The organism is Streptomyces sp. NPDC054765, assembly GCF_053612065.1.
On sequence record NZ_JBSHBP010000019.1, the window covers coordinates 1 to 15,378 of the forward strand.

The 15,378-nt window shown below is 72.8% G+C and carries 11 protein-coding genes; 6 read left to right on the top strand and 5 right to left on the bottom strand.

Annotated elements, in window-relative coordinates:
* Positions 1-287 precede the first annotated feature (287 nt).
* On the bottom strand, positions 288-1,385 hold the full coding sequence (locus ACWGJY_RS14795) for a citrate synthase 2 (RefSeq protein WP_453261187.1): 1,098 nt from the start codon (positions 1,383-1,385) through the stop codon (positions 288-290).
* Positions 1,386-1,886: 501 nt separating this feature from the next.
* Between ACWGJY_RS14795 and pdxH the strand changes: the two genes are divergently transcribed.
* Both pdxH and ACWGJY_RS14805 read left to right on the top strand, forming a co-directional pair.
* Positions 1,887-2,510 (top strand): pyridoxamine 5'-phosphate oxidase, encoded by a 624-nt coding sequence (gene pdxH / locus ACWGJY_RS14800; RefSeq protein WP_453261267.1) that lies wholly within the window; start codon positions 1,887-1,889, stop codon positions 2,508-2,510.
* A 480-nt stretch (positions 2,511-2,990) separates the two neighbouring features.
* Positions 2,991-4,745: a PAS domain-containing protein gene (locus ACWGJY_RS14805; protein ID WP_453261188.1), complete on the top strand. Its 1,755-nt coding sequence runs from the start codon at positions 2,991-2,993 to the stop codon at positions 4,743-4,745.
* Positions 4,746-4,831: 86 nt separating this feature from the next.
* On the opposite strand, the gene ACWGJY_RS14810 is transcribed toward ACWGJY_RS14805, so the two are convergent.
* The gene (locus tag ACWGJY_RS14810) at positions 4,832-5,599 is read right to left on the bottom strand and encodes an SIS domain-containing protein (RefSeq protein ID WP_453261189.1); all 768 of its coding nucleotides are present in this window, start codon (positions 5,597-5,599) and stop codon (positions 4,832-4,834) included.
* Between the two features lie 188 nt (positions 5,600-5,787).
* Here ACWGJY_RS14810 and ACWGJY_RS14815 point away from each other — a divergent pair, with 188 nt between their 5' ends.
* Positions 5,788-6,480, top strand: coding sequence for a metal-dependent transcriptional regulator (locus ACWGJY_RS14815; protein ID WP_453261190.1), 693 nt, complete (start codon positions 5,788-5,790; stop codon positions 6,478-6,480).
* Between the two features lie 512 nt (positions 6,481-6,992).
* Entirely contained in the window at positions 6,993-7,868 is an 876-nt protein-coding gene (locus ACWGJY_RS14820; protein ID WP_453261191.1) for an alpha/beta fold hydrolase, read from the top strand.
* Between the two features lie 127 nt (positions 7,869-7,995).
* On the opposite strand, the gene ACWGJY_RS14825 is transcribed toward ACWGJY_RS14820, so the two are convergent.
* The 3 genes from ACWGJY_RS14825 to ACWGJY_RS14835 form a co-directional block, all read right to left on the bottom strand.
* Positions 7,996-9,633, bottom strand: a complete 1,638-nt coding sequence (locus ACWGJY_RS14825) for a transporter (RefSeq protein ID WP_453261192.1) — start codon at positions 9,631-9,633, stop codon at positions 7,996-7,998.
* Entirely contained in the window at positions 9,630-10,514 is an 885-nt protein-coding gene (locus tag ACWGJY_RS14830; RefSeq protein WP_453261193.1) for an ABC transporter ATP-binding protein, read from the bottom strand. The genes ACWGJY_RS14825 and ACWGJY_RS14830 overlap by 4 nt, the downstream gene beginning before the upstream one ends.
* Before the next feature lie 128 nt (positions 10,515-10,642).
* Positions 10,643-11,314 carry a bifunctional DNA primase/polymerase gene (locus ACWGJY_RS14835; protein WP_453261194.1) on the bottom strand — a complete coding sequence of 224 codons (672 nt, stop codon included), beginning with the start codon at positions 11,312-11,314 and terminating at the stop codon, positions 10,643-10,645.
* A gap of 449 nt (positions 11,315-11,763) precedes the next feature.
* Between ACWGJY_RS14835 and ACWGJY_RS14840 the strand changes: the two genes are divergently transcribed.
* Both ACWGJY_RS14840 and ACWGJY_RS14845 read left to right on the top strand, forming a co-directional pair.
* The gene (locus ACWGJY_RS14840; protein ID WP_453261195.1) at positions 11,764-13,158 is read left to right on the top strand and encodes a transcriptional regulator; all 1,395 of its coding nucleotides are present in this window, start codon (positions 11,764-11,766) and stop codon (positions 13,156-13,158) included.
* A 284-nt stretch (positions 13,159-13,442) separates the two neighbouring features.
* The gene (locus tag ACWGJY_RS14845; RefSeq protein ID WP_453261196.1) at positions 13,443-15,347 is read left to right on the top strand and encodes a hypothetical protein; all 1,905 of its coding nucleotides are present in this window, start codon (positions 13,443-13,445) and stop codon (positions 15,345-15,347) included.
* Positions 15,348-15,378 lie beyond the last annotated feature (31 nt).

Sequence of the window (15,378 nt, forward strand, 5' to 3'; positions counted from 1 at the left end):
AGACAGTGTCCGGACTGCTTCGCTTTACGTCCGGACACCCACCCGCGGAGACCCGTCCCCTCCCGTTGGGGGGTGGGGAAGGCCAGGTGGGGGTACATCTGGCCGGTCCGGTGCGCCTCGTGGATCACACGCGAAAGCGCGGGTCACCCCGAACCGATGTAGGCCACCCCGACGACGTACGTCCCCCCGAAACGGCCCAGAGCGGCCCCACGACCAACAATGGCCCGCCCCCACCCAGCTTTTCCCACCCACCCACGGGAGGTGACGGGGGCCAAAAGCTGAGGGCGTCAGAGGATGCCCTCGTACCCGGCGATCTCCCGCGGGCTGCGCGCGGCGGGCCCCACATACCGGGCCGACGGTCGCACCAGTCGGCCCGTCCGCTTCTGCTCCAGGATGTGGGCGCTCCAGCCGGCCGTACGGGCACAGGTGAACATCGAGGTGAACATGTGCGCCGGGACCTCGGCGAAGTCCAGGACGATGGCCGCCCAGAACTCGACGTTGGTGGCCAGCACCCGGTCCGGGCGGCGGCTGCGCAGCTCCTCCAGCGCGGCCTTCTCCAGGGCCTCGGCGACCTCGAAGCGTGGGGCGCCCAGCTCCTTGGCGGTCCGCCGCAGCACCCGCGCCCGTGGGTCCTCGGCGCGGTAGACGCGGTGACCGAAGCCCATCAGCCGGTCGCCCTTGTCCAGCGCCCGCCGGACGTACGCGGAGGCGTCACCGGTCCGCTCGATCTCCTCGATCATGCCGAGGACGCGGGAGGGCGCGCCGCCGTGCAGCGGACCGGACATCGCGCCGACCGCGCCGGACAGCGCGGCCGCCACATCCGCGCCCGTGGACGCGATGGACCGGGCGGTGAAGGTCGAAGGGTTCATGCCGTGCTCGGCGGCCGAGGTCCAGTAGGCGTCGACGGCCTTGACGTGCCGAGGGTCGGGCTCCCCGCGCCAGCGCTTCATGAAGCGCTCCACGACGGTCTCCGCCGTGTCGATCTCCTTCTGCGGCACCATCGGCAGGCCCGGCCCGCGCGCCGACTGGGCCACGTACGACAGGGCCATGACCGCGGCGCGGGCGAGGTTGTCACGGGCCGTCGGCTCGTCGATGTCCAGCAGCGGCTTCAGGCCCCAAACGGGCGCGAGCATGGCGAGCGCCGACTGCACATCGACCCGGATATCGCCGGAGTGCACGGGAATCGGGAACGGCTCGGCGGGCGGCAGACCCGGGTGGAACGCCCCGTCGACCAGCAGCCCCCAGACATTTCCGAAGGACACTTTCCCGACGAGGTCTTCGATGTCGACCCCGCGATAGCGGAGCGAGCTGCCCTCCTTATCCGGTTCGGCGATCTCCGTCTCGAACGCGATGATTCCCTCGAGTCCGGGTACGAAGTCGGACATCAGGCAGCTCCTCAAGATGGGACGGCAAACGGTCCATGACCGGCTGCCGTGCGGTCGAGTCTCTGGTGTGCGGTGCGGTGCGGTGCGGTGCGGTGCACTGCGGTGCCGGTGCGGTTACGCGGCTGCGCCGGGCAGCTCGCGGTCCGTACCGGTCACGCTGGTGATGCCCCGCCAGGGCGTGGGTCACGCGACGGTCTTGCCCGCAGTGGGCCGGACCGCGGGCGGGCAGGTCGGTGTGGTGCGTCCTTCAGGCCGGACGGACACGATAGCTCTCCCCGTCCGGGGGCCACAGTGGTCCGCCCCCTCATTCTGGCGGGTCTCTCACCTGCACGGAGGCGTGAGACTCGGCACAATGGCCGATCTGCCGACGGGAGGGTTACGGCTGGTTGACGAGGGGCAAACTTCCGCCCCTCCCGGCTGACCGCGTAGGACCCGATGCTGCAAGATGAGGCCGTGCACCCTGCCGACGCGCCTCATGCCGAGACCCCCGATCCCTCCTCCATGCGTGCGCACTACCGCGCCGAGGGACTCGCCGAGTCCGATCTCGCCGCCAGCCCTTACGACCAGTTCGCGCGCTGGTTCAAGGACGCGACCGTGGCCGGTCTGCACGAGCCCAATGCGATGGTCGTCTCGACGGTGGACGCCGCCGGCCGGCCGAGCTCACGGACCGTACTCCTCAAGGCATTCGACGACCGCGGCTTTGTGTTCTTCACCAACTACAACAGCCGGAAGGGCCGCGAACTGGCCGGGAATCCGGCCGTGTCGCTGCTGTTCCCCTGGCACCCGCTCGCCCGTCAGGTCGTGGTGACCGGCACCGCGGAACGCATCGGCCGGGACGAGACCGCCGCGTACTTCCGCACCCGCCCGCACGGCTCCCAGCTGGGCGCCTGGGCCAGTGACCAGTCCGCGCCGGTCGCCTCGCGCGACGAACTGGAGCAGGCCTACGAGGAATTGGCGGCCCGCTACCCGGAGGGCGAGCAGGTGCCGGCGCCGCCGCACTGGGGCGGCTACCGGATCGCCGCCGAGACCGTCGAATTCTGGCAGGGCCGGCTCAACCGGCTGCACGACCGGCTGCGGTATGTGCGCGAGGACGGGTCCTGGCGGGTGGAGCGCCTGGCGCCCTGACGGCGGGCCCGTCGCCTTCGGGCGCAGACCACATCAGGCACGGGCGGACCACTTCAGGCACGGGCGGAGCACTCAGGCACGGGCGGAGCACTCAGGCACGGGCGGGAGAACGCAGACGACCCGCGGGCTGGTTCCTCCGCGCTCGGTGGCGCAAAGGGCCGGTCGGACGAACCGGCAGTCCGCGGGTCGGGTGACTGCTTGGGATTGGCCGGCTGCGCATCTGCAGTATGCGCTGGTCCGGCGCTGCACTTCGGGTGAAGCGACGGGCCGCTAGCCCGCAGCCACCTCACGCGTCCGGTGCGAAATCATCTGCCGAACCACCTCCCTTCTCGTGTGCTCCACACAGTAGGAAGCCGTCCGGCCGCACACAAGGGAATTTCCCGTTCGCAACGATTTCCGCGATTCGGCTGTGTGCTGTGTCACGTTCCAGTTGAATGTTCCCAGGTGGAGCACGTGCGGCCGCGTTCGTAAGGGGTGCCAGTGACTGCTTCGTCAGCTTCTTCTGCCTCGGCGGCGCGCTGCCCCGCCGACGAGTCCGACGACTCCGGTCTGCTCGCCGCGCTCCTGGACGGCATGGACGCCGCCCTGGTCGCCTTCGCCGCGGACGGCACGGTCACCCACTGGAACCACGAGGCCGAACGCATCCTGGGCTGGACCACCACCGAGGCCGTCGGCCGTACGGGCCTGGCCGGCTGGGCGGTCCGCAAGGAGGACGCCGACGGGATCGAGGCCGCGCTCGCTGCCGCCATGCGCTCCCCGGGCCGCCAGGTGCACGAGTTCGCCCTGCTGACCAAGGACGGCCACCGGGTGCTCGTCCGCACCCAGGCGTCCGCGGTCCGCGGCCCCGGCGGCCGGGTCGCGGGGGTGTACTGCGCCTTCAGCGAGGTGCACACCCAGATGGACCTGGAGCGGTCCGTCGCGCTCAGCGAGGCGCTGTTCGAGGACGCGTCATGGGGCGTGGTGCTGATCGACGCCGATCTGCGGCCCGCCGTCGTCAATGCGCACGCCGCCCGCGCCCTGGGCGTGGGACGCACCGCCCTGCTGGGGCGCCCTCTGGGCGAGCTGCTGGCGCAGGGCGTCGAGGAACTGGAGTGCGCCCTGCAGCACGTTCTCGCCGAGGGCGCGCCGCCGGCCGTCGCCGAGCTGTGGGTGACGCTGCGCTCCGAGGAGGCCGAACTGCCGCGCCGGTGCTGGCGCAGCGGCTTCGTCCGGCTGGCCTCCCCACTGGCGGAAGAGCCGGTGCCGCTGGGCGTGGCCTGGCTGTTCCAGGACATCACGAACACCAAGCGCGCCGAACAGGAGGGCTCCCTGCTGCGCTTCCGCGCCCATCAGCTCCACCGTGCCGGCCGGGCGGCCGCGGAGTGCCCGGACCCCGCCGAGGCCGCCGCGGTCCACCTCGACTTCGCCCTGGCGGGCTTCGCCGACCACGGCCTGGTCGACCTCGCCATCACGCCCGCACCGGAGCCGTACGGGATGGTCGCCGAGGGCGATGCGTATGACGCCGACGACGGGTATGGCGCGGATGATGCGGATGACGCGGATGGCGCGGGGGGCGCAGCGGCCGGGGCGTCCGGGGCTTCCGGGGCGTATGACACGGAGAGGGAGGGCGCTGCGGGCGGTGTGTCCGGCGTGTCCGAGGACCCCGAAAGCTCCGAGAACGCGGAGAACTCCGGGAATTCCGGGAATTCCGGGAACTCCGAGGTGTCGCAGGCATCTCAGGCATCTCAGGCATCCCAGGCATCCCTGGTTTCCCAGCTGTCCGAAGGGGCCGGCCCGGCGGGCGGTGCCGGGGGGCCGGACGGCAGCCGGGGGGCCGTCCGGGGTGCCGGCGCGGATACCGGCCGGCGCGCCCGGCGGGGCCCGCCGCGGCTGGTGCGGACGCTGGCCTCGCCGGCCGGTTTACCCGGGCCCTCGGAGACGCTGTCGGGGGCCGGTTTCCCCACGCCGTACGTGCCGGGTCATCCGGCGCTCCAGGCGTACGAGCGGCGCGGTTCGGTGCGTACCAGTGCCGGTCCCGCCTCGCCCGAGGGCTGGGCGGCCGCCCGTAACTGGCCGGACGGCACCGTGCACGGCCTGTGTGTGGTCCTGCGCAGCCGCGGCCGCACGCTCGGCGTTGCGACGTTTCTGCGGGCGCCCGCGCGCCGTCCCTTCGACCGTGCGGACGCGGACTACGCGGAGGAGGTCGCGGCCCGGATCGCCGCTGCCCTGGACCTCGCGGGCGCGGCGTCGCTCTGAGGCGGGCCGCCCACGCGCCGTCGGCAGGCGCGCCGCCCCTCGCCGTTACCGGACGAGCCGCCCGCGCTTGTCGGCGATCCGCCCCCTCACTGCCGGTAGAAGATCCGGTCCGCGTACTCGCTCATCACCCGGGCGTTCCAGTCGTGCCCGCCGTCGACGTTCCCGGAGCGCAGCAGCGGTGGGTCGATGCCGCGCTCGGCGAGGGTGCCCGCGGCCGTCGCCACCATGGCCTGCATGATCGTGCTGGTGACGACGGTGGAGGCGGGGGCGAACGGCGCGTCGATGCCCGGCAGCGTCAGTTCCGCGTCGCCGACCGTGATCCGGCTGTCCAGCACCAGGTCGCAGTGGTCCTTGAGGAAGCCGCCAGAGGCATGCCGGGGCTTGGTGGCGTCCGCGTACGCCACCGATGTCACGCCGATGACCTTGATGCCGAGGGCGCGGGCGTTCATCGCCATCTCGACGGGCAGCGGGTTGCGCCCGGAGAGCGAGATGATCACCAGCACATCGCCCGCCTCCAGCGGACTGGTGTCCAGGACGGCCGCGGCCAGCCCGTCCACCCGCTCCAGCGCACTGCCGAGCGTCGCGGGCCGTACGTCCACGCCGACGACACCCGGGACGGACAGCAGATTCATGATCGCCAGACCGCCCGCCCGGTAGACCGTGTCCTGCGCGGGCAGTGAGGAGTGCCCGGCGCCGAAGGAGAAGACCCGGCCGCCCGCCGCCACGGTGTCCGCGATCAGCTGCCCGGCCGCGGTGATCCGGTCGCCCTCTGCGTCCCGGACCTGTCGCAGCAGGTCGATCGCGGCGTCGAAGTACTTCCCGGCCAGCCGGTCGCTCCGGTCGCTCTCAGCCATTGCCGCGGGCCCCTCTCGTCGGAATCTCGGCGTATTCGATCAGTGGCGCGGATCACGTTGCGGTCTGGACCAGTGCCCTGTCAATACGGCTGCGAAAAGGCCCGGTGCGTGGACGAGGCGGCACCGTTGTCAGTGGGATGCGTCAGAATTGGGTTCAGGGCCACCGCACCACACATCGAGGGGCACGCATGTCCGGACTGATCGACACCACGGAGATGTATCTCCGCACCATCCTCGAGCTGGAAGAGGAGGGTGTGGTGCCCATGCGCGCCCGCATCGCGGAGCGGCTCGAACAGAGCGGCCCGACGGTGAGCCAGACGGTGGCACGCATGGAACGAGACGGGCTTCTGACGGTCGCGGGTGACCGGCATCTGGAGCTGACGGAGGAGGGCCGGCGGCTGGCGACGCGGGTGATGCGCAAGCACCGCCTCGCCGAGTGCCTGCTCGTCGACGTCATCGGGCTCGAATGGGAGCAGGTGCACGCCGAAGCCTGCCGCTGGGAGCATGTGATGAGCGAGGCGGTCGAGCGCCGCGTCGTGGAGCTGCTGCGGCATCCCACGGAATCGCCGTACGGCAACCCCATCCCGGGGCTGGCGGAGCTGGGCGAGAAGTCCGAGGTCGACCCGTTCCTGGACGCCGGCATGGTGAGCCTGATGGATCTGGACGCCGGGGCCGACGGCAAGACCGCCGTGGTGCGCCGGATCGGTGAGCCGATCCAGGCGGACGCCCAGCTGATGTACACCCTCCGGCGGGCCGGTGTGCAGCCGGGCGCGGTGGTGAGCGTGACGGAGTCGCCGGCCGGGGTGCTGGTCGGCAGCAGCGGCGAGGCCGCCGAGCTGGACTCCGAGATCGCCTCCCATGTGTTTGTCGCCAAGCGCTGAAATCAGTTTCAGCCTCTTTCTTTTTCGCACTTTCGGCCGGACCTCTCCCGCGAGCCCGCTGAGCTGCGCCGACGCGCCCCTCAGCGGGCTCGGCAAGTTCTTGCGCGTTGAACGGACTTGTGCGAATCCGTGCGATACGGCTGGTCTCGTGTCACGCTGACGCATGGCCATGCAGGGGCCTGTCCTGGCCGGGGAGGGGGCGCGGATGCATCCACGCACTACGGAGACAGTGCACTGCGGAGACAGCCAGGGCCCCGGCGCTGCGAGCAGCCGGGGCCCTGCCTCCCCATGTCCCCCACCCAAGACCCGGAGCCCCGAGCTCCCAGGGTCTTCCCCCACGGGCCCCCTTCCCGGTAGGGCCCGCCTCCCGGCAGATGTCTCCCCGTGGCGGGCGCGGCCAATCCTTGAGTGAGGTCACTCGAACGAGGGGTATTGCGCGCCGGAACGGCGCGTTCGAATAGGGGTTCGATAGTGTGGAGCTGCTCAAGGGACGATTGGGGGTGCCAGGGCACATGGTGCAGCGCATCGAGGTAACCGGCGTCGGCGGCGTACGCCTTGCCGCCTGGGAATTCACCGACCCGCCCAAGGTCGGCGGCGGGCTGGAGGAGAGCGAGCAGCGGCCGGGCGTACTGCTGCTCCATGGCCTGATGGGCCGCGCCTCGCACTGGGCGGCCACCGCGCGCCGCCTGAGCGCACGCCACCGCCCCGTCGCGCTGGACCAGCGGGGCCACGGCCGCAGCGAGAAGCCCACGGCGGGGCCGTACGACCGTGCGGCGTATGTCGATGACGCCATCGCCGCCATCGAGCAGCTCGGCCTCGCCCCGGTCGCCCTTGTCGGACATGCCATGGGCGCCCTGACGGCGTGGCAGTTAGCGGCCCGCAGACCGGACCTGGTCAGTGCGCTGGTCATCTGCGATATGCGGGCCTCGGCGCTCGGGGCGGCCTCGCAGCAGGAATGGACCGAATGGTTCCGGTCCTGGCCGCTGCCGTTCGCCACCCTCGCGGATGTCCGCAAGTGGTTCGGCGAGGACGACCCGACCCTGGAGCGGCCCAGACCCACCCGCGGTGAGTTCTTCGCCGAGGTGATGGCCGAGCGTGCCGACGGCTGGCGTCCCGTCTTCTCCCGCCGGCAGATGCTCACCGCCCGCGAGACCTGGGTGCACGACGCCCATTGGGAAGAGCTCGCGCAGGTGTCGTGCCCGGCCCTTGTCGTCCGCGGCCTCGATGCCGAACTGGGCCGCGCCGAGGCCCAGGAGATGGTCCGGGTGCTCCCGCGCGGCGCCTACGCCGAAATCCCCGACGCCGGACATCTGCTCCCGTGGGAACAGCCCGACGCCTGGTGCGCCGCCATCGAACCCTTCCTCCGCACCGCCACGGTGCCCAACTGACCCAACTGACCCAACTGACCCAACTGACCCAACCGATCCAACTGACCCGGCCGAGAGGCCGCTGCGCGGGTGTCGTGCCCCGGGGCAGAGCGACCGGCCCCGGGGCAGCCCCGGCCCACCGGGCCCCTCAGCTCTTGCTGACCGCCACCAGGATCTCCGGCAGCCGCCTCACCACCCGGGGCGCCGCCACCCGCAGTCCCAGCTCCGCGATTCCCGCGCCGTAGACCGCACCGACGGGCAGCAGCACCCACAACAGCTGGTGCAGACCCGCGACATGCAGCCAGATCGTCAGGCCCAGCAGCGGCGAGGCCAGCACCGCGCCCGTCAGCATCCCGCCGAAGAGGCTGAACCAGGCGATCCCGCCCTGTCCCGGCACGACGTTCTTGTTCCCCTCCGAGGGGACCGAGTACGGGAGGACCGCCGACGACAGTGCCCCGGTCGCCACCAGCGCACCCAGGAGGGCCAGCGAGAGCCCGTACACCTCGACGAAGTCCGACCACGGCCCGATGAGGGCCGCGGCGCCGACGACGACCAGAGTGACGTACGGGACCGCCACCATCGTCAGTGCACACGCGCGGGCCCGCAGTTCCTGATAGGCGTCCCGCGGAGTGGAGATCGTCGAGGCGACCATCCAGAACGCCGAGGTGTCCTGCCCGAACTGGTTGTACATCTGCCCGCCGAGCAGCGCGGACGCCGAGAACGACATATAGATGCTGCCGTTGCCCTGGATGGCCGGGACGAGCGGTACCAGCAGGCCGACGCCGAGCGCGGTCGCCCACGCCATCTTCGACTTGGGGTCGCGCCAGGCGTAGCGCAGCGTACGGAGCATGACCGCGCCGCTCCGCCCGTCCGGCAGCAGCCGTGCGAGCCCCCGCTGCCCGCCGCCGGCCCGGCGCGCGCTGTCCTTCTCCACCGCCTGGAGGGTGGAGGAGTCCGGCGACGTCATCAGGGTGGTCAGGGTGCGCTGCCACCACCACAGCAGCAGGACCAACGCCAGCGCCGTCAGGGCCAGTCCGGCCAGTGCGCGTCCGTACGCCCCGTGCCCGGCGTCCTCGACGGCGCCGACCGCCGAGGCCGGCGGCACCCAGCGCAGCACCTTGCCCAGCGGCTCCAGGGCGGACAGGCCGTCCGGCCGGCCCAGCTTCTGGGCGGCGATATTGACGCCCTGTGACCCGAGGGCGATGAACAGGCCGCTCAGCACGGCGAGATCACGGCCGCGGCGGCTGGTCAGCAGCCGTACCGAGGCGGTGGCCACCGCGCGCGCCAGCGCCACGCACACCAGCCCCACCAGGACGACGGCCACCACGCCCACGGCCGCCGCGGCCGCCCCGTCCGCGACCGCGATCACCGCGCCGGTCACCAGTGCGAGGGTGACGACCGGGCCGATGCCGACGAGCGAGGCCGCCAGCAGCGAGACGATCAGGGCCCGCGGCCGCAGCGGCAGCATGACCAGCCGGGTCGGATCGAGCGTCTCGTCGCCCGTGGGGAAGAACAGCGGCATCACCGCCCAGCCCAGGGTGAGGATTGCGGTGAGCAGCACGACCAGCGCACCGGCGTGCGAGGTGCCGCGCAGCGCGATCAGCCCCATCACGACCCCGGCGGTGAACAGCAGACCGACGATGACGGACGCGAGGTACGCCAGTGTGCGCCCGGTGGACTGGCGCAGCCCGTTGCGCAGCAGCGACAGCTTCAGCTGAACGAAGACGCCGGTCAGGGACGGTGCGGTGGCCGGGCGGGCGGCCGCCGTGGCGGATTCGGTACTCATCGGGCGCCGCCACCGCCCAGCCAGTCCAGGTTCTGCCCCGCGCCGCGGCCCCGCGCGCCGACGAGTTCGAGGAACGCGTCCTGGAGGGAGGGCGCCGCGCCGCGTACCTCCGCGAGCGGACCGTCCGCACGGATCCGCCCGGCGGCGATCACCGCGACCCAGTCGCACAGCGACTCGACCAGCTCCATCACATGGCTGGAGAAGATCACGGTCGCCCCGGAGGCGGTGTAGCGCTCCAGTACGCCGCGGATGGTCTGCGCCGACACCGGGTCGACGCCTTCGAAGGGCTCGTCGAGGAAGAGGATCTCGGGGTTGTGCAGCAGCGCCGCGGCCAGCCCGATCTTCTTGCGCATACCGGTGGAGTAGTCGACCACCAACTTGTTCTGCGTGCCCGACAGATCGAGCACGTCCAGCAGCTGGCCGGCCCGCTTGTCGACCTCGTCGCCCGGCAGGCCACGCAACCGGCCTATGTAGCCGAGGAGTTCACGGCCCGAGAGCCGCTCGAAGAGCCGCAGCCCCTCGGGGAGCACCCCGATGCGGGACTTGACGGAGACCGGGTCCCGCCAGACGTCGTGCCCGCCGATCTCGACCAGCCCGGCGTCCGGCCGCAGCAGGCCCGTCACCATGGACAGGGTGGTGGTCTTGCCGGCGCCGTTGGGGCCGACCAGTCCGATGAAGCGGCCGGCGGGCAGCGTCAGATCGATGCCGTTCACGGCGATCTGCTCGCCGAACTTTTTCCACAGGCCCTGGATGCGTACGGCGGGCGGGCCGGCAGCGGCGCCCCCGGGGGCCGTGGCCGGCCCGCCCGGAGGAGCGGCCGTGGTGTGCTGCGGCGGTGCCGGCTCGGCCCGCTGATTGTTGTATTCCGGTTCGTTCGCCACCGGTCCTGCCCTTCGACGTCCCCGCAGGGGCCGTCCTGACCCCCGTCCGGCATTCCACGATAAGGGCAGGGACGGACGGCGCCGGGGTGGTGGACGCCCCCGGGACAAGGGGATTGGACCGGTCCGGGTCAGCGCCCCCGGACCGCGGCCGCGTCCCGTGCGCAGGCGTACGCGAGCGGGCTGATCAGCTCCTCGGCGTCCGGCAGCCAGCGGTTGGTGGCGGTGGGGCGGCGTGCCCACTGCACCGAGCCGTGCGTCCCCACCCGGGTCGGCGGGGCGGCGATGTACTCGCCCTCGCCGCGGCAGACCAGATCGAGGGCGGCCGGCGACCAGCCCAGATTCCGTACCAGCGCCGGGACCTTCGCCGAGGCACCGGGAAGGACGAGGAAGAGCATCCGGCGGTCGGGGGTGCGGGTCACCGGGCCGAGCGGCAGCGCCATCCGCTCCATACGGGCCAGCGCCAGGCAGCCCGCGGTCTCCGGGACATCCAGCGCCTCGAACGTCCGGCCCGTCGGCAAAAGGATCGAGGCCCGCGGCTGCTTGCTCCACATACGGCGGACGGCGGTCGCGCTGCCGCTGGCCTGTCCGGCCCAGCCGGGCGCGGTGGGGTGCGCGCCCGGCGCTGCGCAGTCGCCGGCGCGGCACGAGCAGCGCGGCGTCTCGCCGTCGTGCTCCAGCCATGCGCCGGGGAACACGTCCCAATGCCGTTCTTCGGCGTAACGCACCGCAGTGTCGAGCAGTTGCTCGCCGCGCTGCTTGGGGATCTGCGGGGCTCCTGTGACTTTGATGGTGTCTTCCACGCAGAGGACAACTCCCGGTGTCACCAAGGGTTACGGCCGAATGGGTGACCCCCCGGCGCATCGTTCTCGCACGTGGGGCGCATGGGTGCACCGGTGGGGGCGCGTATGCGGACGGGGTCCGGGGAGCGGGTAGCCACCTGCGTGACGGGCGGAGAGGCCGCCCGGCGGCAGCCCGAAGTGCACCCGGGGGGACCCGGCACGGCGGCGCCGCGGTCTGTGCACGGCACCGCGCACCCTTCCTACTCGTGAACGAGCGCTTCGCACCGGGGATGCTCCGGACAGGGCCCAAAACGCTCACAAGTGAGCATCCGCTGCAAAGTGCGTATCACTCCGATCTCTCCTATCGCGCATATCCAGGATCTCTCGGATATCCGGCATATTCACGGGGAATCGATCACGAGGAACGGCGTTCGCCGGTGAACGCGCAGCAGTACACAGGGGGTACAAGCATGGCCGCCAGGCCACTCGTCGCACGGCAGCCCAACGAACGGCTGCAGGCGCTGATCCAGGAAGCCGCCTGTTCCAACGCGGGGCTCGCCCGCCGCGTCAACATGTGCGGGGCGGAACACGGTCTCGACCTCCGCTACGACAAGACCTCCGTGGCCAGATGGCTGCGCGGACAGCAGCCGCGGGGCCGGGCTCCGGCCGTCATCGCGGAGGCGCTGGGGCGCAAGCTGGGGCGCACGGTCACCATCGACGAGATCGGGATGGCCGACGGCAAGAACCTCGCGTCCGGGGTGGGGCTGCAGTTCTCGCCGACCGTCCTCGGGGCGATCGAGCAGGTCTGTGAGCTGTGGCGCAGCGATGTCGGGCGACGCGACTTCCTCAGCGGCTCCACGGTCGCGGCCTCGGCGCTGGTCGAGCCCAGCCGCGACTGGCTGATCACCGGCGCGGACAGCCAGGTCGCCCGGAACGCCGGCGCCCGGGTCGGGATCTCGGACGTCGACGCGGTCCGGGCCATGACCACGGCGCTCAGCGAACTCGACCACCGCTTCGGTGCCGGGCATGTCAGGCCGGTCGTCGTGCACTACCTCAACAGCGTGGTGTCGGGGCTGCTGGCGGGTTCGTACCGTGAGTCCGTCGGGCGCGAACTCTTCGCCGCCGTCGCGCGGTTGACGGAGCTGGGCGGCTACATGGCCGTCGACACCGGCCAGCCCGGCCTGGCCCAGCGCTACTACATCCAGGCGCTGCGGCTGGCCCAGGCGGCCGGTGACCGCGGCTACGGCGGCTATGTCCTGGCCGCGAGCATGAGCCATCTCGCCGCCTCGCTCGGCAACCCCCGGGAGATCGCCCAGCTCGCCCGCGCCGCCCAGGAAGGCGCCCGCGGCCATGTCACCCCCCGGGCGGAGGCGATGTTCTGCGCGGCGGAGGCCCGCGGCCACGCCCTGATGGGCGACGGCCGGGCCTTCCAGGTGGTGGCCGGCCGGGCGGCCGCGGCGATGGAGCGCGCCGACGCGGCCGCCGAAGCGGGCGACGACCCGGTCTGGATCTCCCACTTCGACCAGGCCTATCTGGCCGATGAACTCGCCCACTGCCACCGGGACCTGGGGCAGCCGGGGCCCGCCGCGCAGCGTGCGCAGGAGGCACTGGACGGGCATCCGGCCGGCCGGGCGCGGCGCCGGGCCATCGGTCTGCTGCTGCTGGCCGGCGCCCAGGCGCAGCAGCGGGAGGTGGAGCAGGCCTGTCATACGGGCACCCAGGCGGTGGAGCTGCTGAGCGGGCTGCGTTCGGACCGGGGGGCGGAGTACCTGGAGGACTTCCAGCTGCGCTTGGAGCCCTTCCGGGACGAGCCGGTCGTCAGGGAATTCAGCGCCCGGCTGGAGCTGCGGGCCACGGCGGCCTGAGTAGCGGCCTGAAGGGGCGGTCTGAGCGGCGGTCTGAAGGGCGCGCCAGGGAGCGGGAAGGCGCCGCACCACGGGAGCGGCGGCGGCGAGGCGGTGGCGGGGGCCGCTTTGTCATACGACGCCGGGTTTGTCGTACGGCGCCGGGCGGGCCGGTGACCGGGGCCCGCCCCGCGGCGTTCCGGGGGCGGGCAGGGGTGGTGACCAGGCGACGTGGTCGAACGTTGCTGCGACCCGGTAGCGTGCAGCCGACGATTCCGTAGGTCAGCACGTTGGTAGGAGTCACGGTGACGCAGAGCGGACAGGGTCACGACCCGCAGAATTCTGCGGCCGGTCCCGCGCGAGAGGGCATTGTGCTGCCCGCCAACGGTGAGCCGTGGGTGCCCGACCAGCAGGCCGCGCCGCCGGCCGGCCAGCCGTGGGGCCAGCCCTGGGGGCCGGGTCAGCAGCAGGCCGCCCCCGGCCCGCAGCCGTACGGCGAGGCGCCCGCCCAGGGGCAGCCGCCCGCCCCGCAGCAGGGGTACGGGCAGGGTCAGCAGCAGACGTACGGCCAGAGCCCGCACCAGGGCTACGGCCAGAGCCCGCAACAGGGTGGCGACCAAGGTCAGCAGCAGGGTTATGTCCCGGCCCAGGCACAGGACCACCAGGCGCCCCAGACTCCCCAGGCTCCCGTGCCGCAGCAGCCGCAGGGCGGCCAGGGCTACCCGGCTCCGCCCCAGGGGCCGCCGCCGGTGCCGCCGCTGCCGCCCTCGATGCCGCCGCAGGCGCCCCAGCAGCCGGGCGCGCCGCTGCCGCCGGCCGGTTCGGCCGTATCGGCCGCCGAGGAGACGGCGCTCATGCCGCACGCGGTACCGCCCGGCCAGGGCGCGCCCGGCGTGCTGTCGCCCGAGGGCGGGCAGTACGGCACCGGACAGCAGTCCCCGCAGCAGCCGTACGGGCAGCAGCCCCAGGGGCCCTCCGGAGAGCTGGTGCGGGCGACCCCGCAGACCGGTGCGCCGCTGCCGCCCGCCGCGAACGATGCGGAGGCCACCGCGCTGATCTCCCCCTTCGACGCGCAGCCCGGCGGCCCCGGCGCCGCGCCGCTGCCGCCCGAGGCGTCCGCACGGCCCGAGACGCCCGACGAGTCCACGACCATGCTGCGCGCGATCAAGCCGAACCAGAACAGACCCCAGGGACAGGGCCATGACCAGGGCCAGGGTCGGTCGCAGCCGATGCCCGGAGCCCAGGGCGCGGGCGACGCGGAGGCCACCCAGCTCATCCCGCCGGTCGGCGCCGGTGCGCCGCCCCCGCCGCCCGGCGCGCCGTACGGCGTCCGTCCCGGCGCGCCCGGCGACCGCCCCACCCCCGCCGAGTTCGACGGCCTGTTCCGCGACGGGCCGGGTGTGCCCGGACAGCCCGGTGCCCCGGACGCCACCGCCCAGCTGCCCCGCTTCGAGGACCAGGGACGGCCGCCCTACGGCCAGCAGGCCCCGGGGCAGGGCCAGGGCCAGCAGTTCCCGCCCGGCGACGGTTACGGCCGGCAGGCCTCGTACGGCGACGACGGTGGCGGGCACCGCCGCCGGCTCGCCCCGGCCGCGATCGTCGGCATCGTCATCGTGGCGCTCGCGGGTGCCGGTCTCGGCCTCGGCTGGGCGTTGAGCGGCGGAGGCAGCGACGACAGCGCGAAGAAGCAGGGCGCGGGACCCGCCACGACGAAGGCTGCCAAGGACTCCGGGCAGCCGAAGGCGTCCGCCGACCCGGCCGTGGCCCAGGCCAAGGGCCTGGACGCGCTGCTGGGTGACAGCAACAACAGCCGCTCCTCGGTGATCGGCGCCGTCAACAGCATCAAGTCCTGCAGCAACCTCGGCGGTGCGGCCAATGACCTGCGGGCCGCCGCCGGCCAGCGCAACGACCTGGTCAAGCGGCTCCAGCAGCTGCCCGTCGACAAGATCCCGAACCACGACGCACTGACCGCCGCGCTGAGCAAGGCCTGGCAGTCCTCGGCCGCCGCGGACAACCACTACGCGGCCTGGGCCGGCCAGGTCGGCAATAAGAAGGGCTGCCACAAGGGCAAGCCCCGGCTCAGCGGGCAGGCCGCCCAGGGCAATGCGGCCAGCGGTCAGGCGACCACGGCCAAGCAGCAGGCGGCGCAGATCTGGAACCCGCTCGCCCAGAAGTACGGGCTGACGGAGCGCCGCCCCGAACAGCTCTGAACGGCGGCCGGGGCGGGCGCCACCAGGCTCA